Source organism: Thiothrix caldifontis (assembly GCF_900107695.1).
In the GTDB taxonomy this organism is placed as follows: domain Bacteria; phylum Pseudomonadota; class Gammaproteobacteria; order Thiotrichales; family Thiotrichaceae; genus Thiothrix; species Thiothrix caldifontis.
The window spans coordinates 72,261-97,113 of record NZ_FNQP01000005.1; the positions used below are offsets into that span (position 1 = coordinate 72,261).

The following is a 24,853-nucleotide window of genomic DNA, read 5'->3' on the forward strand; positions in this document are numbered from 1 at the left end:
AACAGCACGTAGCATATCGCCCTAAACGCTAGGTTTCCATTTCATCTGATAAACAAGCTAACAATTGCATCAATTCGATAAGAAACGTCTGTGTTTATGCCGCCATTGCCGCACCCAATGCCACCCACGGTAGCCCGTGTGCGCTACCAACACCGGCACATCTCCCGCAGGAATACGCGGCAATAATGCTAAGGCAACCATCCCAAGACCCAGCAAAATCGGCGATACATCCCACCACTTAAACACAGGCAACGCAAACAGAAACGGCCACCACAACACCCATTCCACCAAAATCGCCCAGCCCAACCACTGCGTCAGACCGGGGGAAGTGCTGGTGTGATGGCTGGCAGCGCCCCCATGCTGGCGGCGATAACGCCACAAACTCCACACAAAACGCCCCATCAGCAAAGTGGTTGCCAAGCTACTCAGCCATAAACCCAGTGCCAAGTGTTGCCAAGCGGCTGGCAATGCCGCTTTCACACTGCCTTTTGCCAACGCCCCACTGGTCAATGGCACGCCGATCAACACCAACGCCAAGACCACCAGCACGCCCAACAACCACCAAGACAAGGTTTGCTTAAACAAGCCCACCCCAAGGAATAATGCCCCTTTTACCCAAGCGTGGTGTGCCACATACAATAACAACGCCATTGCCAACGCCGCATCCGCAGGGGCTTGCAAACCCAATCCCGTCAATAAGGTCAACACCCCCAACTGACTCATGGTCGAATACGCCAGAATCACTTTCGGCGCAGTTTGCCGCAAACCAAACACCACCCCATAAAATGCGCCCACCAATCCCAGCCACACCAACCACTCTGCCACCCATACCGTGCTGGCTGCACCCGCAGGCAGAAAGCGCAGCAAACCCAGTATCCCCGCTTTCACCATCACGCCGCTCAACAATGCCGACACCGCCGGAGGGGCAGCACCGTGCGCAATCGGCAACCACACGTGCAAGCCCGGCAATGCCACCTTAATTCCCAAGCCCAGCGTCACCAATATCACCGCAGCGAGAGGCAACTCCTTGCCCACCACCTCACTGAAATACACACTCCCGATTGCACCCGCCGTGAACACTGCACCGGCAAACAACAACACCTCACCCAACACCGTCCAAATCAGGTAAATGCGCCCAGCACGGCGCGTCGTCACCGACGCCTGTTGCGCAATTAACCCATACGCCGCCAGCCCCATTAAGGCAAACCCCAGAAAAAAGCTCCCCATGTCCTGCGCAATCACCAACAACACATTGCCGCTCAAGGTCAACAGGAAAAACACCCGAAAACGCCACCAACTTGCCCCCGCAGGCGTACCACTCACACTGTACAAACCTGCTAACAACCACAATAGTGCTGTCACCAGTAAAAATACCTGCCCTGTAGCATCAAGCCCCCATTGCGCCCCCAATAATACCCAAGGCAACGCCACCGACGTTCCCACTGGCAACACAAACGCTGCGACTAACGCAGGCAATGCTGCCACTGGCAAAAGCCATTGCCCAATACGGTCATTCCCCACCAAGGCAAAGCACAGCGGTAACAAGGGTGCTAACAGCAATAAGAACGGTAACTCCAGCAGCACAGGTTGCAGCATTATTTGTACTCCCTAGCGGTGATCAATTGCGCCCACTCTAGCGGACTAAACGGCAAAGACGCGAACAAGCCTGCCAATAACGCCAAACTCGCAGTAATCACCGGCGGCCACAACAACATGCCATGCGTTTCCCAACGCTGTGCCTGAATGTGTTCGTCTGGCCAAGAGTCGGCAGGCAAAAACCACGCGCGGTACAAAATGGGCAGAAAATACGCCGCATTCAGCAAGCTACTGGCAATCAACACTGGCATTACCCACAGCAATACCCCCGCTTCCAACGCCCCCAACCCCAAATACCATTTGGAAATAAACCCCGCCATTGGTGGAATCCCGATCATTCCCAACGCCCCCAAGGTAAACGCCAACGTGGTTAACGGCATTCGTTTGCCCACCCCATTCATCTGACTGACGCGATGAATCCCCAAGGTTTCCGCGTAATTACCGGCGGCAAAGAACAAGGTAATTTTCATCAAGCCTTGGTGAACCAAATGCACAATACCGCCCACGGTTGCCAACGGCCCTAGGATTGCCGTTCCCAACACGATGTAAGACACCTGACTCACCGTCGAATACGCCAAGCGTTTTTTCAACTCGTCCTGAAACAATGCCAAGGTCGATCCGTACACAATCGTGAACGCCGCCACTATTCCTAATGGCACTAATACCCCCAAAACATCGGCAAATTCCACCCCATACACATCGTAAACTACACGCACAATCCCAAATGCCCCCGCCTTCACCACCGCCACCGCGTGCAATAACGCACTGACCGGCGCGGGCGCAACCATTGCTTTGGGCAACCAACCGTGCAACGGCACCAAAGCGGCTTTGACCCCCAGACCCACGATCATCAGCAAGAAAATCCAACGCAAGGCACTGTGCGTTTCCGCAGGCAAGGTATCCAGAATCCCCCCTTGCACAAACGTCAACGGCCCGGCAATCGACTTCAACCACACCACTGCCACCAGCAACAGCAATCCACCCGTGAAGGTGTAAGCCAGATACAAACGTGCGGCTTTGCGGGCTTCATCCGAGCCTTTGTGCGCCACCAAGGGGTAAGTCGCCAAGGTCAAAAACTCGTAAAACATCACAAACGTCACCAGATTGCCCGCCAACGCCAAGCCCACGGTTGCCGACACGCACAAGCTGAAAAATCCAAAGAAGCGGCTGCGGTGCGGGGAATGTTCCAGATACCCAATCGCATAAACCGTTGTCACCAACCACAGCAAGGCAGATAAGGTCACAAACAACATCGACAGCGCATCGGCGTGCAACAGCAATTCCAGATTGGGCGCAATCACCCAGCGCACTTCGTACACCTGCCCGTGATACACCCCCCACAGCAAGACCCCAACCAATGCCAACTTCACCACTGCCGCCAGCAAATTCAAGGTGGTACGTAAGCGATGGCTGCTTTCTTGCACAAAGAAAATCACCAAACCGACGCTAAACGAACTCAGCACAATCCACAGCGGTAAATTTTTTCCCAGCGCTTCGGTAAGAACATTCAATAACTCGTTCATAGCCCTGCCCCCGTGCCAGTGTGCGCCAACCATGACCACAAACTCATAGCGCCTAAGCCCAGCCCAAAAGTTGCCAGCAATGCCAACGCCAAGGCAGGTATTTCCTGAGTAGCCGCCACGACTGGGCGCTTAACCGCTGGCAAATGCCCGAAAGCGTGCCCCAACAAACGGAACACATAAGCCGTTGCCAATAACGACCCCGCCACCAAGACCAGCACCCACCACCATTGCCCCGTCTTAAACGCCGCATCCAACAAATACCACTTACCCAGAAACGCCCCACTCGGCGGCAAGCCCACCAAGGCAATGCCCGCCAACGCAATCACAAACGTGGTCAATGGCAAGGCTTGCGTCGTCCCACTTAACTCGCGGATACGGTCATGCCCGGCGTATTGCAGCAAAATCCCCGCTGCCAAAAACAATGCCGATTTCGCAAACGCATGAGACAGCGCAAACAACACCATTGCCCCGAACAACCATTGCCGTGCTTCGCCTTCCAACACTGCCAACAGGGGAAAAAACATCACCAAATAGCCCAATTGCGCCACACTGGAATACGCCGCCAATAATTTCAGGCGTTCTGCCCGCAACGCTGACCAAGACCCCCACAACACCGCCATCGCGCCTAATGCGCCCAAAGCATTCGCCAGCAGCGGCGTTGTCAACGGTGCAAACACCTCAAACCACAGCCGTACCACCAAGTAAAATGCCGCTTTCACCACCAACGCCGACAATGCCGCACTCACCGGCGCGGGCGCATTAGAATGCGCTGGAGGCAACCAGAAATGCAGCGGGAATAACGCCATTTTCAACGCCAACCCTGCCAACATCAGCAACAGTGCTGCCCAGCCCAAGGGGTCAACTTGCAATGCCTCGGCAATTTGCACAGCGTTCAGCGTGCCATACGCGGCATACAGCAAAGTGATAGCCATTAGATACAGCATCGATCCCAATAGCCCCACCACCAGATAGCGCAAGGCTGCTCGCAATGCCGCCCGTTTCGCCCCTAACGCGGTGAGTGCCGACGCTGAAATTCCCAACAATTCCAAGGTGACATACACATTGAACAAATCACCCGCCAAAAACAATGCATTCAACGCCGTGGCTAACAACAACCATAACGGCCAAAACAATTCGTGCTGACGCTGCGCCCGAAAATAGTGCCGCGCATACACACTGCACCCCAACACCACCAGACTGCTCATCAGCACCATGACTGCCGCCAAGCCATCCGCATACAAACTGATGCCCAGACCGATTTCCCAGCCACCCAGCGCCAGCTCTTGCACCCCAGCGCGTTGCACCACCCACAACAGCCAGACCGCACACCCCGCCGTTAACGCGCTGCTAACCCAACCAATCGTCGCCGCGTATTGCCGCCACACCGTTGCCAGCAATGCGCCCAGCAACGGCAGGCTAATCACCCAAACGACACTTGCGGCTTCATTCATCGGTTGCATCCTCCAAACGGCGGATAATCACCAATGCCAGCGCTGTCGCACTGACAGCCACCACAATACCGGTCAACACCAAGGCATGAGGCACAGGGTCGGGGGGCAAATGCTCACCGCGATACGCCACCGCAATCAAGGTCAGAAACACCCCCGCACCCATCACATTCAAGCTAATAATTTTGCGCACATAATGGGCATGTAACCATGTTCCCCACAAACCAATAGCGAATAGGAAAATGCCTGCGCACACGTATAAAAATTGCGGATTGATTGCACTTAAGCCCACCATTACGCTGCCTCCTTCTGCGGTATTCCACCCATGAAAGCCAAGGTCAACGTCATCCCGATCGACACCGTAGCCAACATTTCAATCAATAATATCCACCATTTTGCATAAGCGATCGGGTAATGTAGGAAACCCTGCCCCCATCCCAACAGCCCCAAACCCACCAGCAAAAACACACCCGTTCCCGCCACCAAGCCCAAACGCACCAACCAGCGTGTGGTCGGTAAACCCGCATGGGAATACCCCGCCAAGCGCAATAAAATGCCCGCGCCCGCCAGCAATGCTCCCGCCTGAAACGCCCCACCCGGCGAATGCGCTCCCGCCCACAGCACATAACCCGCCATTAGAATCAATAAGGGCACTAACCACACCGCCAATTGGCTGAACGCGACTTCCGTCACATATGCCGAACGCACATACCCCAAGGCACGAATCCCAAAAATGGCCGCCAACAACACCGCCAATTCCAACAAGGTATCCCACGCTCGGAAATTCAATAACACTGCTGTTACCGGGTGGCTAACCCCGCTGAATGCCAATTGCGCATCCACCGCCGCGCCTTTGCGCCAGGTTTGTTCCACCGTGGGCAATACCGAGAACAAGCCCCACGCAATCGCCGTCCCCAGCACCATTACCAACACGCCCACGCCCCATAACACCACTGGGTGTTGTGGAAACTGATCGGTTTGCTGATGCGTATCGCGCCGCAAGGTTGCCATTAACAACGCTCCGCCCAACCCCGCCCCAATCGCGGCTTCCGCCAGCGCAATATCCGGGGCGTGTAACCGCGCCCACACCAACGCCAACACCAAGCCAAACACGATAAACAGCATCATGCTACGCCGCCGATCACTGCTAAGAACCGCCGCCATTGCCAATAACAGCAACACCGCCACCAGCAACAGATCCAAAACACCCCATAAGCCATCAAGCAGATTCATCGTGTCCCTCCTGTTGCCGGTGCAGGAATACCGCAATCAAATGCGCATTCACCGCACTCGCCACCAATGCCAGCAACCACACCAAGATGAATTTAATCGCCCACAACACATCGGGTACTTGGAATAGCAAGCCGGTCATCACCAACCCCAAGCCCAAATTATCCGCCTTCGTCAGGGCATGAAGCCGCGCAAACGTATCGGGAAACCGCCACAACCCCAACAAACCGGACACAAAGAAAAACAAGCCCAGCAACAGCAATAGCACGGAAAGCGCGTCAAGGATCATGATTTGCCTCCCCGCTGCCGGTGGGTAAAGACTGCTGTCACCACAACCGCCAACAACACCAGAACCAAGGCGGTATCCAAAAACGCCCGTTGCTGCATCACCACCGCCAGCATCAACAATATCGCGACCCCCAAAGTTCCCAACAATTGCACCGCCAACAAGCGGTCAGTCAACCGCGTCCGCGATAACATAATCAGCAAACTGATGAGTAACACCAGCGCCAAGACCACCACCACCGCCAATAGCACCGTATTCATAACGTCCTCTTATAACAAGGAAGTGCAAACAACTCACAAACCCGCTGTTCCAAACGGGATAAATCCTCCGCTACCGCGCCACGATCATCGAGCACATGCAAACGCAAGGTATCCTTTTCTGACACGCACACACTCAAGGTTCCAGGCAATAAACTGATGCAATACATAAAAAACGAGCGGATTGGCCCTTGAGGAAAAATAAGACGGTATTCATAGAAGGCCACCGACAATGACACGCGCGGTTGCCACACCCGCAACGCAATATCCAAACCACCACGCAAAGATTCGCGTAGGAAAAATCCCACAAAGCGCAATGCACCAAGGAATGAAAACGTTAACGGATAAGGGGCATGGCGCTGCAACCGATAACTCCACAGCGCCAGCATAATGAACGGCAGCCCGACCAGCAAAGAACCGAGATCACCGCTGGTCAGTAATAACCAGAGTGCCAGCAATAATATAAATACTATGATAATCAACGGCATAACATGTTACCCTTTGCTGGATTATTTCCTACAAAAACAATCAAGAATGGGATTAATATAGTAAACGTATTGAATAGCCGCTAATTTACGTAAGATTGCTTAACTGTCTTGACAAACCGCATTGGCTTAGTTATAGCAACACGATTGCCTTATGCGGATAACACTAATAAGGCAAATGCAGGTAAATCTCTTCCTCGTCTTCCATCATCTGAATCGCCGCATCCAAGCCCAATTGCTGCGGGTTATCCGCGCTACACGCCTGCAAACGCGCAAACAGCGCTTCTTGTTCCAGCACATAGCGCTCACCGTTTTTCAATTGCACATAAGCTGCCCACGGAATGAATTTGGTTAACACAAACGCCTGTTCCGGCGACGGTGAAATATCCACATGCAAGCCTGCAATGTAGAGCAAATTACGCCCCCGATAAGCGCTATCTTGTGAGATGCTGCGGTAAGCACGGTCGAATTCGGCTTGCGTATTGGCTTGCGCTGCCGTCAGCATTGGCTCAGCAGACGTCACAATCCAAGGCATTGCGCCGATTAGGTTTTGCTCCAATTGGCGCGACCCGTCGGTGTCTTCCCGCAAGCTGGTGTGGTAGGTGAAATATTCCGGCAACAAGGCATCGCCAAGCGGCTGCTTGCCAGTGCCTTCGTTGAAAAACCAGCGCATGTGCTGAAAAAAAGCGTCGGTCGCGATGAAAGTGCGCGACGTGCTTTGCATGGCAATCGGTAACATTTCACCGTCATGCTGGTGTTCCACCATTTTTTCCAGATGCAACACCAAACTGCGTTCCCTGCTACGCGACAAATATTGGTTGTCCAAGGTCAAGCGGCAATGATCCGCCCGCATATCCACGAAAATGTTTTGGCAAGCAAACTCGTATTCGCGCAAATACCATTCTAACGTGGCGTGGATTTTGCCGCAGTTACTGGAACAGCGATGATTCGCCGTCTGGATGCGCCGATAGGAACCAAAGGTCATGGCTTCGGGGTCATAACCGACGTGGCTGGAATGCACAATCACCAAATCTTTACCGTGATGCGCGTGCGGGCCATGCCTGTCACACGCCATAATCCCGCCCACTTGCCCGTGATTGAATGGAAATATCCCAAAATGTTTTGCCAGCAAAATCACCGGGTAGCCTTGACTCTCATCCGAACAAAACGCCCGTGAGGGCATGATTTTTCCCGGCTCAAACCCCAGTTCCACACACCAGTTAAACAAACGCGGCACGAAATTACTGTAACGAAACCAGTAATTTTCCATGCGAAAATGCCCCAAACTGGCTTGCACATTGTCACGGACGTTGTACATGTTAGTCGCCCTCACCCAACTCCGCATCCCACCCCTTGGCTTTCGCCTCACGAATCGCACGACTATGCATGTCGCTGTGCCGCTGCTGCAATTCCGGTGGCAAACGGCTGGGCAAATGCCCGTATTTCATCCACTCCGCGTGGACTTTTTCATACAGGTTTTGCAGCATTCCAGCACTCCAGCCTGCGCACTGTTCGGTATCGGGCAGTAAACCAAACACCCACGCATCGCGAATCAGTCGCCCGACCGGACTCATGCCAAATTGTTTATCGTTATGCAAACCTTCGTATTTTCCGCTCATGGTATTCCTCTGTATTCAATTTATCAGTGACATTACGCCGTCGCCCGCGCATTAATGTTGGCAATGGCGCGTTCTGCCGCTTGCATGGCTTGGGCGGTTTCCGCCTCACTGCCCATCATAATCAACCGCCCGAATGCGCCGTAAGCTTTCACATCCACCAAGGTGACGTGCGCGGCTTTTTCGGCTTCGTTGGCAGCGTACACAATATAACCGGCGGGTTCGGTTTCAAAAATAAACATGCTTTTGCCCGGTAACAACATCGAACCGTGCCGCAACTGGCGGTTGATCAGGGTCGCATGATCGGGGGTAATGGCACGGATAATTTCTTTCCATGCCACCCGACACGCCATGCGGTTTTCGACATCAGCGTAAATCTCACGCAATACCGCTTCGCCCGCCGAGGTGACTTCACTTTGGTTACGGTAATGAACCTCCATCGAACCGAAGGCGCGTTCTACCACCTGTTGACCGAGGCGCACATTGGTAGCTTTGAGCGCAATGTCACTGAGGCGGTGGACTGCCATGCCGGGAGCCACTTCAATCCACAAACAGGCATCGCCAGGGATCGGCAAAAACCCCTGCGAAGAGGTCGCTAAGTACGAAGCAAGCTGAGGTTGCAACGAATCAATGAAGGAATACACGCGCAAAGTGACATTATTCATCGGCATCAGGCTCAAGTTTTGGGTTCAAAAGCGAGGTTGGCAGGTGCAAGCGCTTAACGTTGATGTCTTCCCACATCCGCGCCCCGTCTTGCAACAGAAAATCGAGAAAGCGTTTGGAAGTATTGGAAAGCTTTTTCCCCTTCAAATGCACCGCGTGCCAACGGCGCATGAGCGGAAAATGTTGCACGTCCAAGATGGCGAGCAAACCCGCCTCCAGTTCAAGGCGCAAATTGTGAAACGACAGCACCGAAATGCCCAACCCGGCCATGACCGCTTGCTTGATGGCTTCGCTGCTGCCAAGTTCCATGTAGATATTGGCTTCCAGCCCATGTTCGGCAAACAGCCGCATACGGGCTGCACGTGTGCCAGAACCCTCTTCCCGTGACAAAAAGCGTTCTTGGGCAATGCGTTCCAAGGTAATGTTGCGTTCCCCAACCAAGGGGTGATTCGGCGGGGCAATCACCACAATGGGGTTATCAAGGAAATATTCAGCGGCGAGTTCCAGATTACCGCTGGTGGGAATCGTCCCCATGATCACCAAGTCATCCAGATTATCCTCCAAACGGCGGATCACTTTCGCTTGGTTGGTAATGGTGAGACGTGGCTCCACCCGTGGGTAATCCTTGAGGAAGGTGCCGAGTAAATGCGGCATGAAATACTTCGCGGTGGTAATCGCTGAAATATTCAAAGGGCCTTTGACGCCCCCTTCCATACCAATCATGTCGTCGTTGAGCACCCGCAAACGGTCTAAGACATCGCGACATGCCTCAAACAGTTCACGCCCGGCTTCGGTGAGGAATAAACGTTTGCCGATTTGTTCCGTCAGCGGGATGCCGACACTTTCCTCCAAGCGTTTAATCTGGATAGACACCGCCGGTTGGGTCAGGTGCAATTCCTCCGCTGCCCGCGTAAAGGACAAATGCTTGCCTACGCTGTAAAACAGGCGCAACTGGTGCAGGGTAATGTGGCGCAGGTTCATCATTAAGTCCGCTTTATCAAGAGCATTTACATTTACTTAGGTTAATCTAAGTAATATTAATGATTAACTTTAGTTGATTGTCAAGCTAATTTATAGTGCGCCTCAATTCGAGGAATTTACTATGTCGCAACCACAGCACGATGATCAACACGAGGCAAAACCGATGGAACATACATCCCCACCCAAGCAGTCGATCTTAAGCTGTGACCCCGCTGTATTGGCGATTTTATTGGTATTTGTATTGTTCTTTTCTGCGCTGTTACCCAGTGCATGGCCATTGATTGTTGGGGCGACCGTGGTGGGTTTAGCCATCCGCTGGGGAGTTCTTTGGTATGATCGACACCGGGAAAAACGCTAACGCCAACACGAGGAAATCGCCTTGCACCATTTTGTAAGCAATAACATTGCAGCGGCCTGCCAAGCAGTGCAACAGGGTAAAGTGATTGCTTACCCAACCGAAGCGGTGTTTGGCTTAGGCTGCAACCCGGCTAATCTTGAAGCGGTGCAGCGTATTCTTACGCTTAAACAACGCCCCGCACACAAAGGGCTGATTCTGATTGCTGCCGACTTGCAACAGCTTGCCCCTTGGTTGTTACCGCTCGAAGCGGCATTACTGCAACAAATCTTACCCACTTGGCCGGGGGCGGTGACGTGGTTGTTACCCGTGCGCCCTGAGGTTTCCCCGCTCATTCGAGGCGAACACGACACACTGGCGGTGCGGGTCACAGCGCATCCTGTTTGCCGGGAATTGTGCCACTGTCTGGGGCATCCGCTCATTTCCACCAGTGCCAATTTGAATGGGCAAGAACCCGCCCGCAACGTGACAGAAATCCTCCAGCAATTTGACCAGCAACTGGGATTTGTCTTGGATGCGCCCTTGGGCGGGCAATTACAGCCGACCCAAATTCGCGATGGGCGTACCGGGCAGGTGATCCGAGCCAGTTAACTACCAAAGCCCCCACGAACCATTAACTCCCCTTAATTCCTACCATTAACATTAACCAAAGTTTATGAAAACAATTTTTACAATTAACTTTAGTTGATCGTTTGCCTTGCTTATAGTTGCCGCATCTGACGCACCGAGGTCAGAGCAAGATTCCCTAGAGCAACTTCTGCAAGGAGAAGATGATGGCAAAGAAATACGAAGCCGGGGTGAAGGAATACCGGCAAACCTATTGGCAGCCTGACTATATCCCGTTGGATACGGATATTTTGGCGTGCTTTAAAATCACCCCGCAACCGGGTATTGACCGTGAAGAAGCGGCTGCGGCGGTTGCGGCAGAGTCTTCCACCGGTACTTGGACAACGGTATGGACAGACTTGCTGACCGACATGGATTACTACCGTGGTCGTGCGTACATGATCGAAGATGTACCGGGCGACGATGCCTGCTTCTATGCCTTCATCGCTTACCCGATTGACCTGTTTGAAGAAGGTTCAGTAGTCAACGTCTTCACCTCATTGGTGGGTAACGTATTCGGCTTTAAAGCGATCCGCGCGTTGCGTCTTGAAGACGTGCGCTTCCCGATTGCTTACGTGAAAACCTGTAATGGCCCACCACACGGCATCCAGGTTGAACGTGACAAGATGAACAAGTACGGTCGCCCCATGCTGGGTTGCACCATCAAGCCTAAGTTGGGTTTGTCTGCGAAGAACTACGGTCGTGCGGTATACGAATGCTTGCGCGGTGGCTTGGACTTCACCAAAGACGACGAAAACATCAACTCACAGCCATTCATGCGCTGGCGTGACCGCTTCCTGTTCGTGCAGGACGCGATTGAAACTTCAGAAGCGCAAACCGGCGAACGCAAAGGTCACTACCTGAACGTAACCGCACCTTCCCCTGAAGAAATGTATGAGCGTGCTGAGTTCGCTAAAGAAATCGGCTCACCGATTATCATGCACGACTTCCTGACTGGCGGGATGACGGCTAACACCGGTCTGGCACGTTGGTGCCGCAAAAACGGCATGTTGCTGCACATCCACCGGGCGATGCACGCGGTACTCGACCGTAACCCGCACCACGGTATCCACTTCCGGGTACTGACCAAAGCACTGCGTTTGTCGGGTGGCGACCACCTGCATACCGGTACTGTCGTGGGCAAGCTGGAAGGCGACCGCGCTTCTACACTGGGCTGGATTGACCTGTTACGTGAATCTTACGTCCCCGAAGACCGTTCACGCGGCATCTTCTTCGACCAAGACTGGGGTTCAATGCCTGGTGCATTCGCGGTCGCATCCGGTGGTATCCACGTCTGGCACATGCCTGCACTGGTGAACATCTTCGGTGATGAATCGGTGCTGCAATTCGGCGGCGGTACATTAGGGCATCCGTGGGGCAACGCGGCAGGTGCTGCGGCTAACCGTGTAGCACTGGAAGCGTGCGTGGAAGCGCGTAACCGTGGTGTTGAGCTGGAGCGCAACGGTAAGGAAATCCTCACCAAAGCGGCACAATCCAGCCCTGAACTCAAGATCGCCATGGAAACATGGAAAGAAATCAAGTTCGAGTTCGACACCGTTGACAAACTTGATGTTCAGAACCGCTAATCACAGGAGTTGCAAACCATGGCTGATTTTCAGGATTACAAACAAACCGTCAAGTACGAAACCTTTTCTTACTTGCCATCGCTGACGGCTGACCAAACCCGCCAGCAAATTCAATACATTGTGTCACAGGGCTGGAACCCGGCTATCGAACACGTGGAACCCTCACGTTCCCACAAGTACTACTGGTTCATGTGGAAGCTGCCCATGTTCGGTGAGCAAAGCGTTGACCGTATTCTTTCAGAACTCGAAGCGTGCCATCGGGAATACCCCAACCACCACGTGCGTCTGATCGGTTACGACAACTACACCCAAAGCCAAGGCACATCGTTTGTTGTGTACCGCGCTTAACGACTGACAGGGAGGAGACACCATGCCAGCACAACCTGCAAACAGCGCGGATAAAGCCCGCGAAGCAGCCGCCGCGCGTCGGCGGGCTGCTGCCCAGCGCAGTGCCGGTCAGTCACGCCCGGTAGCTGTTAAGGCAGCACCTGCGGCATCCACCCGACCTGAACCTGCACAAGCTGCCCCGGTGGCAGCTTATGCAGCCCCGTCCACCGCTGTTGTCGTTGCCATCAATGCCAGTGCGAACAAAGCGCGTGAAGCGGCTGAACGCCGCCGCATCGCCGCCCAACGCAGTGGTGTGCAAGCTCGGCAACGCTCGCGCCCAACAGTAGCCCCCGCACCTGCGGTTGCCGCTTACCCCACCAGCACTGCTTTGGAAGACAATCTAGGCAGTCTGTTTGGCAGTGAGCCGGTGACAGAAGAAGCGATGGATGCGCTGTGCGAACTGGTCGAAACTGATCCGAACGCTTTGGGTGTGAGTGGTAACAGTGTCCGTGCCATTTGCCGTAACCGTCGCCAACAACTGGCAACGCAAGGCAAAGCCGCCGCACCCCGTCGTCCCGGTAGCCGTCCTGTTGGTCGTAACCCACGCATGGGTGTCGTCCCGCAAGGGCGTGATGCTGCTCGCCAGCACCGTGTACAAGCGGCACGTGGGCAACGCCCCGATGCACCCGCCGCACCGCGTCCCACCGGGCGGATGCGCCCGCAGCGCGTTCCCCCCAAGGTCGAAGTTGACGAGACCCTGTTGGGAAACGCAGTGACCGGCACTCAGGTTAGCCGTATTACGGCTAATACGGTAACGGGAGGCGAAGCCGGTACTTGCCGCGCGGTAACAGGAACGGAATACCTCGGCACCGACCATTTCGACACCATTTGCGGGACACGTCCTGAACCCAACCCGCCGAAAGTCGGGTTAACGGTAACAGGTGGCGGTTTGGCAGTGTCCGGTACGGAAGTCGGTCGTTCCAACAAAGTGACTGGTGATGAAGTGGGCAGTTGCCGCGCCGTAACTGGCACGGAATACCTAGGGCTGGAGCAGTTCTCAGCGTTTTGTGAAAACAAAGGCTTAACAACTCGCGCTCCCAAGGTCGTGGCTGGGACGACGGCACGCAAACAGCTAACGGTAACAGGTGTGGATGAAGCCCGCCTGCAACCTGTCACTGGCAATGAGCCGGGGGCGGGACGCAGCATTACCGGTTCGCAATATTCGGATGCCGGTGCTTCACGCCTGACCATTAATGGGCCGCAGAAGGTTGCCTTAACGCACACCGTCGCGGGTCGTGAAGTGACAGGGACAGAAGTCGGGCGTTCGATCAAGGTAACGGGTGATGAATACGGCAGTTGCCGCCCGGTAACGGGGACGGAATACGTATCCAGCGAGCAATTCCAATCCATTTGCAAGACGCAAGCACCCGCGCGTTCTGCCAAAGTGGGGGAGGATAACAGCCAGAAAGGACAGCGTATTACCGGCAATCTCGTCAATCGTACTGAAAAAGTCACAGGAAACGAGGCAACAGCAGTGGGTAAAGTAACCGGTTCACAGTATGGCGACAGCCAAGTGGCAAATCGTGCGCCACCGAAAGCGTATCCGATGCAAACCCTTGCGGGGCGCAGTCTGACAGGCAATCGGGTGGATCACAGCCCAAAGCTCACCGGTGATGATCGTGGCGGCTGCTTGCCCGTCACCGGTACTGAATACTACGGCAAGGAACATTTTGCCGGGTATTGTGCAAGCGAACCGCCACCAGCGCCTGCCAAAGTGCACGTAGGCATGACCCAGCAAGGGCAACACGTCTCCGGCATTTCGCTGATGACGTCCAAGCATGTCACGGGAAATGAATACGGCGCACAACAACACGTCAGTGGTACACCGTACCTGAGCGTCGTTGAGCAGGCACCACACCACCATGATCATGATCACGGTGACGGTGAACACGGCTTTTGCTGCGATGAATGCGCGGCTGACCATTTGCTGAAAGTGAAAGTGGCGCAGGCACGGCGCATGTTGCCACCGCCGCCGGTGATGTGCCACGGCTGTGCTGACAGTGCCGTGGCAGAAGCGAAACAAGCAGCCCAACAAGCGGCAGCGAGTTTCAGCATTCAATCACCGGCACAAGCCGCACTGGGGCGCGTAACAGGCAATGCCTACGAAGGTGCGGGGCGCATTACCGGCCCTGGCAATCGTGGCAACCAAGTGGTTTCCGGCACACCCGAATTCCGCTACCAGCAGCCAGCAGCAGCCACGGTTGCCAGCGAACCGGTAGCGACCAGTGCCGAACCAGCCGCCTCGCGTGTGACCGGCGATGGGCGTGACAACCTGCGCATCACGGGTGACGACTGGGGTCGTAGCCAACGCATGACCGGTACGGAAGGGCGGTGGGCACAAAACCGCAACCCGACCTTACGCGGAATGCAACCAGCGATGGCCATGGTGAATGCTCACGCCAACAAGTCACTGGAACGCCCCGAAGCACCACCGGTTGCTAACGTGACCGGCAGCAGCGGCAACAGTGGCAAAGGTGCGCTCATCACCGTTTCCGGTGGAGCCAGAGGTTAGGAGGGTCGTTAAGTGAATAGCCGTCAAGCGCAACAAGCACTGCGTGTGACCCGCCAAACCCAAGGCAAGGGACACACGCCGCGCAAAGTGACACACCCCGCAACGCCAGTGGCGTTAAGGGTAGAAACGGGGACGCGCTTAACACCCGTCAACGCGGTGGCGGTGGGTTCTCACCGCCACCCGTTGGCTAACCAACACGCCAATGCCCGCTTGGCGCACTGTGAGGAAACGGTCAAAGGGCGGTTTGAAGCCATCGCCCCCGCGCTGCAAGCCATTGCCGGTTTGCATTTGGGGGCAGGTTTCAGCGCACAAGCACAAGCGATTGCGGAAGCCCAACTCGGCTACCGCTTGCCGGAACGCATCCTCAACGATGCATGGGTCAGCGGTGCGGACATGAAAGCCCTGTATGCGTATTGCACGTTTCAGGCTTTGAAGCTGGCAACCGAACAGTTTGCCAACGATTTACGCCAACAGGTGGAAGCGGTGCAGGATACCCGCAACTTCTTCCTCGACTGTGGCTTTCACGCGGTGGACATCAGCCCCTGTGCCGATGGTCGCCTCAAAGGTTTGATGCGCTACATTTTGCGTCTGCCTTTGACCTCGTTTACCCGGCGCAAGGCGTATGCCGGGGCATTATTCGACGTGGAAACGGACGTGCGCCACTGGATGGCAACCGAATTACGCCGTTTCCGCGAAGGTGTGCCAACCACTGTCGATGCAGGGACTCGTTACCTGAAAATCGCGGTGTATCACACCAGTAGCAGTTCCCCCTGCCATGAGGGATGTGCTGCCCACGGGAGTAACGACCATCAAGCGGTGGCAGCGGCTCTGGATCGCCTAAACCAGTTCCGCCAGGCTATTGAGAATTCGTTCTGTTGTGGTGCCAGCACAGATATTTTGTTGATCGGGGTGGATACCGACACCGATGCCATCCGGGTACATATTCCTGACGGCGAAGGTGAGCTTTCCCCGCAACGTTTTGTGGATAACAAGGTGCTGTTCCATGCCACGCTAGGTTTGTCAGCAGATCAAGCAGGTTTGGCAGTACACGAGGCGGTCGAAGCAGCCGTTAACCAGCACGGCTGGGGTACGGGCAAAGGCGCACCGCACGACGGGATGCGACGGCTGGTGACTAACCTGCTGATTAACAACCTGTCGCAGATGGATTACGTGATGGATTTGCACAACGGGCAATACGCCGACATCGGGCACGCCGAACGCTACATCAGCGTCGGGGATGGTTTCGAGGAAGTGCAAATCCGCAATGTGGCGTATTACGCCCACCTGCACACGCTGGAAGAAGGCGTGGCAGACATGGATGTCGGCATCAAGATTTTCAAAGGCTTGAACGTGAAACACGGTCTGCCTGTGCCGGTAGCGATTCACTACCGTTACGATGCCGGTGTACCGGGGTCACGCGAACGCACAGTGGCGAAAGCCCAGCGGGTTGCCGCCGCCATCCGCAACCGTTACGCGGCATTGGTGGAACAGGGTTTGTTACTGTGCCAGTTGTCAGTGCAGGACACGCCGACAGGTAGCCCGGTCGAAGTCGTGGAGGATGTGGCATGAAGATCATGCGCGTAGAAAAAACACTGGTATCCACCAACCGCCTTGCCGAACTGGGGCATAAGGGCTTGTTGGTGGTACAGGAAAAAGTCGGCGGAGCGCGGCAAGTGGCAGTGGATGCTATCGGTTGTGTCCCCGGTGACTGGGTAATTTGTGTGGGTTCTTCTGCTGCCCGCGAAGCCGCTGGCAGTAAGGAATACCCTTCCGACCTCACCATCGTCGGCATTATCGACCGCTGGAATGGCGAGTAAGGAGCAGCACATGGAAATCATGCGGGTACAGTCTGATTTGGTCGCCACCCAGCGCGTACCTGGCTTGAAGGCTATGTCCTTGCGGGTTTTGGTGGACAGCAAGGGGGCGAAGAATGTGGCTTGCGATCCGGTGGGCGCACCGCCCGGAGCGTGGGTTTTCACCATCAGCGGATCAGCGGCGCGTTACGCGCTCAAAGATCCCAAGGTGCTAACGGATTTGACCATCGGCGGCATTATCGACCATTGGGAAGAATGACCGCCGCTGTGTTGAGTAATGACTGATTTTTTACGAGAGGATATTCAAATGGCTGAAGTAACTGGTATTGCCTTAGGCATGATTGAAACACGCGGTCTGGTACCGGCTATTGAAGCCGCTGACGCCATGACCAAAGCGGCTGAAGTACGTTTGGTAGGTCGCCAATTCGTGGGCGGCGGTTACGTAACCGTGCTGGTACGCGGCGAAACCGGTGCTGTCAATGCGGCGGTGCGGGCAGGCGCGGATGCGTGTGAGCGCGTCGGTGACGGCTTGGTGGCGGCGCACATTATTGCCCGCGTCCACTCTGAAGTCGAAAGCATCCTGCCGAAAGCCGGTCAGCCGGTTGACAATGCAGTAATTGGTTAATGGTTAAGCGTTTATAAGGAGAATACACATGGCACAAGTAACAGGTGTTGCATTAGGCATGATTGAAACACGGGGTCTCGTTCCGGCTATCGAAGCCGCCGATGCCATGACCAAAGCGGCGGAAGTCAAGCTGATCGGTCGTCAATTCGTTGGCGGTGGTTATGTCACCGTTTTGGTTCGCGGCGAAACGGGCGCGGTTAACGCAGCGGTACGTGCGGGTGCTGACGCTTGTGAGCGCGTCGGTGACGGTTTGGTCGCGGCGCACATTATTGCCCGCGTCCATTCTGAAGTCGAAACCATTTTGCCGAAGTCGGAGTAAGAAGGTATTTCCTTCCCCCCCATCCCCACCCCTTCCCCCGCAAGGGGTGAAGGGAGCTTAAAGAGGAACTTATCATGACCGCAACCCAACCCAGCAGCGCATGGAATGTCCAGCAACGCCCAGCGGCAATGACCCGCCGTTATGAATTTGCTTCCTACGCTGAAACACGCACGTTTTTGGATCAACTTGCCGCGCTTTCCGAACGCACGGGTTTGCATCCGAACCTGAATTTCGCCCGCAATCACGTGAGCGTGAGCATCAATGCGGAAGGTGACGCATTAACGGATGCGGACTATGCCTACGCTGCCGAAGCTGATGCTTTCGCCCAACAATAACTTGGTTTAACCACGAGGTTTGGCAGATGACCCCAAAACCCAGCAAACCCAAAGCGGTGAAACCTGCCGCAGCCGCCCCAGTGGTGCTTGAAGCACCCGAAGCAGCGGTAGTGCCAGAAGAGACCGTTCCAGCCGTTGCTGATGTACCGCAACCGCCGCAAGCACCCGCGACACGACCAAGCGTGCCAGCCGCAGCCGACCTGAACCAACCGGGTTTCCCGTTGCACCCTGAGCGTGTTTGGCCTGATTAACCTGCGAGAAGACACCATGACTTCCAGAGTAACCACTTCCGCTTCCATGCAGTCACGCGCTCCGCGTGGTGCTGTCACCGGGGCTTATGTTGGCAATACCACCCCGCCACCCGTGGATGTGGATGCCCTGTTCAAACGTTGGGATGCTGCCTTGCATACCCGCAGTGTCGATGCTGTGGTTGCCTGTTACAGCCATGATGCGGTATTGCTGCCTACGGTTGCCGATGAGCCGCACGTTGGGCACAAGTCGATTGCTGACTATTTCAAGCATTTCCTCGCTGGTTCACCACGCGGAACCGTGACCGAACGTCACGTGCAAGTCGGCTGGGATATGGCGGTGGATATGGGTACGTATTCCTTTGTGTTTGCTGACGGGCGCAAAGTGACCGCACGTTATACCTTTGTGTACCGTCCGCGTGCCGGAGAGTGGCTCATTACCCATCACCATTCGTCCGTTCTGCCAGAACAATTCTGCAAGGTGTAAGGTAATAAGGAGTACTTTGATGGCGTTACAACTCAGCGATTATCAGGACATTATTGATGATTTGGGCGATACCACCAACGAAGTGCTGGAAGCCAACTGGCAAGAAGCCGCACGGGTGTTTTCCCCACGTGGGCTGGATACCTATTTGCGCGGTGCTGCGGGGTTGAAATCGCTGGGGCGTGGCACGGATTTGGTCGAATCTTTCTTGGAAGCTGCGCCACTGGTTGCCAGAGAAGTGGGCGAACAAGCCGTTTCCGAACTGTTATCCGCAGCCATCCAGATGTTTTCCAAAACCAGTGCCAGTGTCTTGGTGCTGCTGTTTGCCACCGCACCCACAGCGGCGGCACGGCTGGGCGAACTCGAACTGTTCAAAGGCTACCTGAGCCTGTTGAACCATTTGTTAGCGCAAGCCCCGCGTGCCTTGCGCCCGATGTTGGAAAAGCTCGATGTGTTGCTGGCGCACCTGACGCTGGGCGGCTTGCGGCGTTGGGCAATGTGGGGCATTTCCGCTTACCGCAACGATTTTAACGGGCAGGCGGAATATTTCGGGTTGAAAAACGATTCCGCGATGAGTGTGATGAAAAAAGAGCAGCGTGGGGTATTGTTCGTCGATGTGCAACGCCGCCTGATTATGTATTTACGCGCTTTGTGGGGACGCGACTTTTTCTTGCGCCCGACTTCCGGTGACTTTGAAACCCGCGAAGGCTACCGCCCGTATATCGAGGCGAATTTCATCCACCTGCCGGATGCGTTTGACGATTTCACCCTGCCCAATGGCGAGAAGGCCAACGGCATGGATGTGTACCGCGCCGCTGCTGCCCATACCGCCGCGCATGTGGTGTATTCGCGCTATTACCACGATGCCCAAGGTTTGACCCCGTTGCAACAAGCAATGGTAGGGGTTGTGGAAGACGCACGGGTGGAAACGCTGGCGGTGAAGGATTTCCCCGGCTTGCTGACCTTGTGGAAAAACCTGTTACCGGCGGATTCGCAAGACAACAGTGCCGCAAGTGTGTTGGGGCGCATGGCGCGTGGCTTGCTGGACAACGATTACCGCGATGATCACCCACTGGTGGAAGCAGCCACTGCCCTGTTTGCCCAACACAGCGAACGCTTAAACGACCAAACCTTGGCGTTGGACATTGGGTTGCAACTGGCGGAACAGGCAACGTTCCTCGGTTTCCAATACAACCCGCGTCAGGATCAGCCCACCAACCCGTACCGCGACGATAACCGCTACCTGTGGCAATCTCCCGACGACCCTGAAAACACCGTGCTGTTACCGGGGCAAACCCAGCAAGTACGCAAATACGTCAGCGTCATGGAAATGGTCATGGGGTTGGACGTGGAATACGCAGGCGATGACGCGCAGGAAATTTGGGTGCTGGAAACCGAATTTTTCCATGACGACGGCACGACCCTTAATGAAAAAGAGGGCAAAGAGCCGGTGGCATCGCCCGTGCATTACCCCGAATGGGATTACCAAACCCAACTGGAACGCCCCAACTGGGTAACAGTGTTGGAAAAACGCCCGAAACGCGGTGATACCGACCTCATTGAGCAAGCGGTAGCAAAGCACAAACCGATTATCCAACGCCTGAAACGCTTGATCGAAGCCGCGCAACCGCAAGGTGTGATCCGCCAGCGCAATGTCGAAGACGGCGACACCATTGACCTGAACGCCGCTGTGCAAGCGATGGTGGATATTCGCATGGGCAAGCAACCCAACCCGCGTATTAATATCCGCACCCGTTTGCAAATCCGTGATTTATCGGTGCTATTGCTGATTGATTTGTCGGAATCCACCAATGATCAGGCTCGCGGCGCTGCCGACGGCGTGAAAGTGATTGACCTTGCCCGCGAAGCCACCGCGTTACTCGCGGAAGCGTTGCACAAAATTGGCGACCCGTTTGCGATTCACGGCTTCGACTCCAACGGGCGGCACGATGTGGAATATTTCCGCTTCAAGGATTTTGATGCGCCCTACAACGACACCGTAAAAGGGCGCTTAGCCGCCATGGGTGGCAAGCTTTCCACGCGCATGGGGGCAGCATTGCGCCATGCCGGACAGTTACTATCCCAACGCGCCAGTCAGAAAAAGCTGATCCTGCTGCTCACCGATGGCGAACCGGCAGATAACGACGTGCGTGACCCGCAATATTTGCGTCACGACACCCGGCGGGCAGTGGAAGAATTGACACGGCGCGGTATCCGCACCTTCTGCATGACGCTTGACCCACAAGCCGATCAGTACGTGGAACGCATCTTTGGGGCAAAGCATTATCTGGTGCTGGACAATATCACGCGCTTGCCGGAAAAATTGCCAGCGTTGTACTTGGGCATGACTAGATGAAAGCTAACACTCAACATTGGTTACTCTCCTTGATGAAAAGCTGGGGAGGCTTTTTTACGCCCTACCGTTCTTGGCTGGGGGAGCTGAAACATCCTGCCACCATCAAGGCGGATTTGGTTGCGGGCTTGACCGTGGCAACGATTGCCATTCCTCAAGCGATGGCCTATGCGCAATTGGCGGGATTGCCTGCTTACATTGGTTTGTATGCGTCGTTCTTGCCGGTGATGGCGGCTGCGTTGTTCGGCTCGTCACGGCAGTTGAGTACCGGGCCGGTCGCACTGGCATCGTTGATGTCGGCAACCGCTATCCAGCCTTATGCAAGCCTAGGAATGGAAGTGATGATGACCTATGCTGCTTTGCTGGCGTTGATGATTGGGGTATTCCGCTTGTCATTGGGGCTGTTACGGCTAGGGGTAGTGGTGGATTTTCTGTCCAATCCGGTAGTGATCGGTTTTACTAACGCGGCTGCGCTGATTATTGCCACTTCGCAAGTCCCGAAATTACTGGGGTTGGATATTAAAGCGGATCAGTTTGACCATTATTATGAGTACCTGTGGACGGTTGCCACGAGTGTAGGGAATGCACACGGAGCGACGTTGATCATGAGCGGTGCGGCATTGTATTGTTTGTTTATCCTTAAGCGTTATGCGCCAATGTTACCGGGAATTTTGATCACGGTGACATTAACGACCGTCATTGCTTGGCTGGTGCATTACGATGCCATTGGCGGTGCGGTGTTGGGGGCAATCCCCAAAGGCTTGCCATCTTTCAATTTTCCGGCAATTGAATTCAACTTTTCGCATCTAAGTGCGCTGATGGTATCCGCTATCGTCATTGGTTTAATGGGCTTGGTGGAAGCGATCTCTATCTCGAAAGCCATTGCGTCGCAAACGCGTCAGCCTTGGTCGGTGAATCAGGAACTGGTGGGGCAAGGCATGGCGAATATCACCGCAGGCTTGTTCCAAGGGTATGTTGTTTCCGGCTCGTTTTCTCGCTCGGCAGTAAACTTTTCATCGGGGGCGGTCACAGGGTTTGCGTCCATTGTGACGGGCTGCTTGGTGGCGATTACGTTGCTGTTCCTAACAGATTTATTGTACTACCTGCCACAAGCCACCTTGGGGGCGGTAATTATCATGGCAGTATTGAATTTGCTTGCCGTGAACCCGATCAAACGCGCTTGGAAAGTAGAACGTCATGACGGGGTTGCGGCGATTGTCACGTTTGTCGCCACACTGATGTTTGCCCCGCATTTGGAAATCGGCATTCTCACCGGCATTATCCTCTCCATTGGTTTGTTCTTATACCGCACCATGCGCCCTAATTTTGTGGAACTGGCTCGTGACCAAGAAGACGGCATTTTGCGTGATGCAGAACTGCATGGTTTACCGACCAGCGACACCGTTGCCATTTACGGTTTCGACGGCGATTTATATTTTGCCAATGCGGGGTATTTGGAAGGCAAACTGTTCAACACGATGGCCAGCAAACCCGCCCTCAAAGTGGTGATCCTCGACATGGAAGGGGTCGGGCAAATTGATGCCACGGGCGAAAACATGCTAGAAAAAGTGGTGGATCGCCTGTCCACCAAAGGCACTTACTTGTATTTTGCACGTAGCAAAGCGCAGGTGTATAACGCGATGGAACGTTCAGGCTTGGTGGCACGCATCGGCAAACAGCATTTTTTCAAAGAGCGTAAGGATGCCTTGCAATATGCCCAGCAGATGTTTGGCGATGCAATTGACATCACGCCCTTGCAGCTTCCCGAATTGAAAAGAATAAGAGGTATGCATGGATAAGCTCGTTCTGCTGTTGCCTGCCCTCCCCCTGCTGTCAGCTCTCCTGACCCACCTGTTGGCGGGCGTATTGGGGCGTGGTGCGGTGCGTATCGGGCTAGTGGGCGGCATCTTGGTCTGGCTGCTGAGCGCTGGCCTGCTGTGGCTGAAACTGGCGGGGCAAGCAGCCAGCCTGCACGGTATCGGGACACACTGGGGCAGTTTGCTGTTTGACCCACTCAGCCTGTTAATGGCGTTTGTCATTGCCACCATCAGCCTGATCGTGCGGGTATACTCACTGCGTTACATGGCGGAGGAAAGCGGGTACGTGCGCTTTTTCATCCTGCTGGATTTGATGGTGGCAACCTTGCTGGTGATGGTGGCAGCAGGCGACCTGATCACGTTGCTAGTGGCCTGGCACCTGATCGGGGTATTGCTGTATTTCCTGTTGGGTCAGGACATGCGCAGCCAGTCGGCGCACCGTTACGGGTTCTGGACGCTGATCACCTACCGTATCGGCGATTTGCCCCTGCTGCTGGCGGCGGTATTGCTGTTCCACGCTTACGGCACGTGGTCGTTGCCGGAGATTTTTGCACAGGTGCAAGCAGATCCAGCGGCCACGACCGTGCTGGGCTTGCCGTTGGCGGAAGTGGTGGCGGCGCTGGTGGCACTGGCGGCGTTTGCCCGTTCTGCCCAGTTCCTGCTGCATACCTGGCTGCCGTACACCATGGAAGGGCCTTCGCCGGTATCGGCGCTGATGCACGCGGGCATCGTCAATGCCGGGGGCTTCCTGATCAACCGCTTTGCGCCGGTATTCGTGCATACCAGCGAGGTGTTGCACTGGGTGTTCCTGGTCGGCCTGCTGACCTCGCTGATTGGCTCGGTACTGATGCTGACCCAGAACGACATCAAGAAATCGCTGGGCTATTCCACCATGGGACAGATGGGGTTCATGATCATGGAATGCGGGGTGGGGGCGTTTGCGCTGGCGATTTTCCACTTGATTGCGCATGGCCTGTTCAAGGGCACGCTGTTCCTGAATGCTGGTGGGGTCATCGGCGAAGCGCGGCGGCATGACAATACGCCCAAGGATGCGCTTTACACCTTCATCATCGAAAAACAGCCGCAGGGCAACCGTTACCCGTGGCTGCTGATGGCAGCGCTGACCCTGCTGGTGCCACTGGCGGTGCTGGGGCTAGCACACTGGGCGGTAGAACCGGCGATCTTCCACCAGCAGGGTGCGGTGGTATTGCTGTTCTTTGGCTGGGTGACGGGAGTGCAGTTGCTGTTCGCCACCTACAACATGCGTTCGGAAAACTGCCGCGCGGGCTGGGCTGGGTATTGGCACTGACCCTGACCTTGCTGGCTG

The 24,853-nt window shown here is 55.2% G+C and carries 26 protein-coding genes and 3 pseudogenes; 17 read left to right on the plus strand and 12 right to left on the minus strand.

Annotated elements, in window-relative coordinates:
- Positions 1-69: 69 nt before the first annotated feature.
- The 12 genes from BLV87_RS05370 to BLV87_RS05425 form a co-directional block, all read right to left on the minus strand.
- Positions 70-1,596, minus strand: a complete 1,527-nt coding sequence (locus BLV87_RS05370) for a complex I subunit 5 family protein (protein ID WP_093066178.1) — start codon at positions 1,594-1,596, stop codon at positions 70-72.
- Positions 1,596-3,119, minus strand: a complete 1,524-nt coding sequence (locus BLV87_RS05375) for a complex I subunit 5 family protein (protein ID WP_093066180.1) — start codon at positions 3,117-3,119, stop codon at positions 1,596-1,598. The genes BLV87_RS05370 and BLV87_RS05375 overlap by 1 nt, the downstream gene beginning before the upstream one ends.
- Positions 3,116-4,570, minus strand: a complete 1,455-nt coding sequence (locus BLV87_RS05380; protein WP_093066182.1) for a complex I subunit 5 family protein — start codon at positions 4,568-4,570, stop codon at positions 3,116-3,118. Before BLV87_RS05380 ends, BLV87_RS05375 begins: the two co-directional genes overlap by 4 nt.
- Positions 4,563-4,862: a cation:proton antiporter subunit C gene (locus tag BLV87_RS05385; protein WP_093066184.1), complete on the minus strand. Its 300-nt coding sequence runs from the start codon at positions 4,860-4,862 to the stop codon at positions 4,563-4,565. The genes BLV87_RS05380 and BLV87_RS05385 overlap by 8 nt, the downstream gene beginning before the upstream one ends.
- Entirely contained in the window at positions 4,862-5,800 is a 939-nt protein-coding gene (locus BLV87_RS05390; protein ID WP_093066186.1) for a hydrogenase subunit MbhD domain-containing protein, read from the minus strand. Before BLV87_RS05390 ends, BLV87_RS05385 begins: the two co-directional genes overlap by 1 nt.
- Positions 5,787-6,086 carry a monovalent cation/H(+) antiporter subunit G gene (locus BLV87_RS05395; RefSeq protein ID WP_093066188.1) on the minus strand — a complete coding sequence of 100 codons (300 nt, stop codon included), beginning with the start codon at positions 6,084-6,086 and terminating at the stop codon, positions 5,787-5,789. The genes BLV87_RS05390 and BLV87_RS05395 overlap by 14 nt, the downstream gene beginning before the upstream one ends.
- A complete protein-coding gene (locus tag BLV87_RS05400; RefSeq protein WP_093066190.1) occupies positions 6,083-6,343 on the minus strand; it encodes an MrpF/PhaF family protein in 261 nt (86 codons plus the stop codon). Before BLV87_RS05400 ends, BLV87_RS05395 begins: the two co-directional genes overlap by 4 nt.
- Positions 6,340-6,828 carry a Na+/H+ antiporter subunit E gene (locus tag BLV87_RS05405; RefSeq protein ID WP_093066192.1) on the minus strand — a complete coding sequence of 163 codons (489 nt, stop codon included), beginning with the start codon at positions 6,826-6,828 and terminating at the stop codon, positions 6,340-6,342. Before BLV87_RS05405 ends, BLV87_RS05400 begins: the two co-directional genes overlap by 4 nt.
- Positions 6,829-6,991: 163 nt before the next feature.
- A complete protein-coding gene (locus tag BLV87_RS05410) occupies positions 6,992-8,143 on the minus strand; it encodes a hypothetical protein (RefSeq protein ID WP_093066194.1) in 1,152 nt (383 codons plus the stop codon).
- A gap of 1 nt (position 8,144) precedes the next feature.
- Positions 8,145-8,444 carry a hypothetical protein gene (locus BLV87_RS05415; protein WP_093066196.1) on the minus strand — a complete coding sequence of 100 codons (300 nt, stop codon included), beginning with the start codon at positions 8,442-8,444 and terminating at the stop codon, positions 8,145-8,147.
- Positions 8,445-8,476: 32 nt separating this feature from the next.
- Positions 8,477-9,106: a hypothetical protein gene (locus BLV87_RS05420; RefSeq protein WP_093066198.1), complete on the minus strand. Its 630-nt coding sequence runs from the start codon at positions 9,104-9,106 to the stop codon at positions 8,477-8,479.
- Positions 9,099-10,088, minus strand: a complete 990-nt coding sequence (locus BLV87_RS05425; protein WP_245706924.1) for a LysR family transcriptional regulator — start codon at positions 10,086-10,088, stop codon at positions 9,099-9,101. The genes BLV87_RS05420 and BLV87_RS05425 overlap by 8 nt, the downstream gene beginning before the upstream one ends.
- Positions 10,089-10,206: 118 nt before the next feature.
- Here BLV87_RS05425 and BLV87_RS05430 point away from each other — a divergent pair, with 118 nt between their 5' ends.
- The 17 genes and pseudogenes from BLV87_RS05430 to BLV87_RS05505 all read left to right on the plus strand — a co-directional run bounded on the left by BLV87_RS05430 (position 10,207) and on the right by BLV87_RS05505 (position 24,835).
- A complete protein-coding gene (locus tag BLV87_RS05430) occupies positions 10,207-10,443 on the plus strand; it encodes a hypothetical protein (RefSeq protein ID WP_093066202.1) in 237 nt (78 codons plus the stop codon).
- 21 nt (positions 10,444-10,464) lie between these two features.
- Positions 10,465-11,031: an L-threonylcarbamoyladenylate synthase type 1 TsaC gene (tsaC, locus tag BLV87_RS05435; RefSeq protein WP_217629942.1), complete on the plus strand. Its 567-nt coding sequence runs from the start codon at positions 10,465-10,467 to the stop codon at positions 11,029-11,031.
- Between the two features lie 182 nt (positions 11,032-11,213).
- The gene (locus BLV87_RS05440) at positions 11,214-12,632 is read left to right on the plus strand and encodes a form I ribulose bisphosphate carboxylase large subunit (RefSeq protein WP_210219275.1); all 1,419 of its coding nucleotides are present in this window, start codon (positions 11,214-11,216) and stop codon (positions 12,630-12,632) included.
- 18 nt (positions 12,633-12,650) lie between these two features.
- A complete protein-coding gene (locus BLV87_RS05445) occupies positions 12,651-12,980 on the plus strand; it encodes a ribulose bisphosphate carboxylase small subunit (protein ID WP_093066206.1) in 330 nt (109 codons plus the stop codon).
- Between the two features lie 421 nt (positions 12,981-13,401).
- Positions 13,402-13,860, plus strand: a pseudogene (locus tag BLV87_RS20050) (alpha-carboxysome scaffolding protein CsoS2); the annotation flags it as partial.
- A 363-nt stretch (positions 13,861-14,223) separates the two neighbouring features.
- A pseudogene (locus BLV87_RS20055) lies at positions 14,224-15,531 on the plus strand (alpha-carboxysome scaffolding protein CsoS2); the annotation flags it as partial.
- 12 nt (positions 15,532-15,543) lie between these two features.
- Positions 15,544-17,100 carry a carboxysome shell carbonic anhydrase gene (locus tag BLV87_RS05455; RefSeq protein ID WP_093066210.1) on the plus strand — a complete coding sequence of 519 codons (1,557 nt, stop codon included), beginning with the start codon at positions 15,544-15,546 and terminating at the stop codon, positions 17,098-17,100.
- The gene (gene csoS4, locus BLV87_RS05460; protein WP_093066212.1) at positions 17,097-17,348 is read left to right on the plus strand and encodes an alpha-carboxysome shell vertex protein CsoS4; all 252 of its coding nucleotides are present in this window, start codon (positions 17,097-17,099) and stop codon (positions 17,346-17,348) included. The genes BLV87_RS05455 and csoS4 overlap by 4 nt, the downstream gene beginning before the upstream one ends.
- Before the next feature lie 10 nt (positions 17,349-17,358).
- Positions 17,359-17,604 (plus strand): carboxysome peptide B, encoded by a 246-nt coding sequence (locus BLV87_RS05465; RefSeq protein ID WP_093066214.1) that lies wholly within the window; start codon positions 17,359-17,361, stop codon positions 17,602-17,604.
- Positions 17,605-17,652: 48 nt separating this feature from the next.
- Positions 17,653-17,970, plus strand: coding sequence for an alpha-carboxysome major shell protein CsoS1 (gene csoS1 / locus BLV87_RS05470; RefSeq protein WP_093066216.1), 318 nt, complete (start codon positions 17,653-17,655; stop codon positions 17,968-17,970).
- Positions 17,971-17,998: 28 nt separating this feature from the next.
- A complete protein-coding gene (csoS1, locus tag BLV87_RS05475; RefSeq protein WP_093066218.1) occupies positions 17,999-18,289 on the plus strand; it encodes an alpha-carboxysome major shell protein CsoS1 in 291 nt (96 codons plus the stop codon).
- 65 nt (positions 18,290-18,354) lie between these two features.
- Positions 18,355-18,624: pseudogene (locus tag BLV87_RS05480) on the plus strand (4a-hydroxytetrahydrobiopterin dehydratase); the annotation flags it as partial.
- A gap of 26 nt (positions 18,625-18,650) precedes the next feature.
- The gene (locus tag BLV87_RS05485; protein WP_093066222.1) at positions 18,651-18,875 is read left to right on the plus strand and encodes a hypothetical protein; all 225 of its coding nucleotides are present in this window, start codon (positions 18,651-18,653) and stop codon (positions 18,873-18,875) included.
- 16 nt (positions 18,876-18,891) lie between these two features.
- Entirely contained in the window at positions 18,892-19,359 is a 468-nt protein-coding gene (locus BLV87_RS05490; protein WP_093066224.1) for an SgcJ/EcaC family oxidoreductase, read from the plus strand.
- Between the two features lie 19 nt (positions 19,360-19,378).
- Positions 19,379-21,712, plus strand: a complete 2,334-nt coding sequence (locus BLV87_RS05495) for a nitric oxide reductase activation protein NorD (protein ID WP_093066226.1) — start codon at positions 19,379-19,381, stop codon at positions 21,710-21,712.
- Positions 21,709-23,508, plus strand: a complete 1,800-nt coding sequence (locus BLV87_RS05500; protein WP_093066228.1) for a SulP family inorganic anion transporter — start codon at positions 21,709-21,711, stop codon at positions 23,506-23,508. Before BLV87_RS05495 ends, BLV87_RS05500 begins: the two co-directional genes overlap by 4 nt.
- Positions 23,501-24,835, plus strand: coding sequence for a proton-conducting transporter transmembrane domain-containing protein (locus BLV87_RS05505; RefSeq protein ID WP_245706925.1), 1,335 nt, complete (start codon positions 23,501-23,503; stop codon positions 24,833-24,835). The genes BLV87_RS05500 and BLV87_RS05505 overlap by 8 nt, the downstream gene beginning before the upstream one ends.
- The last annotated feature ends 18 nt before the right edge of the window (positions 24,836-24,853 follow it).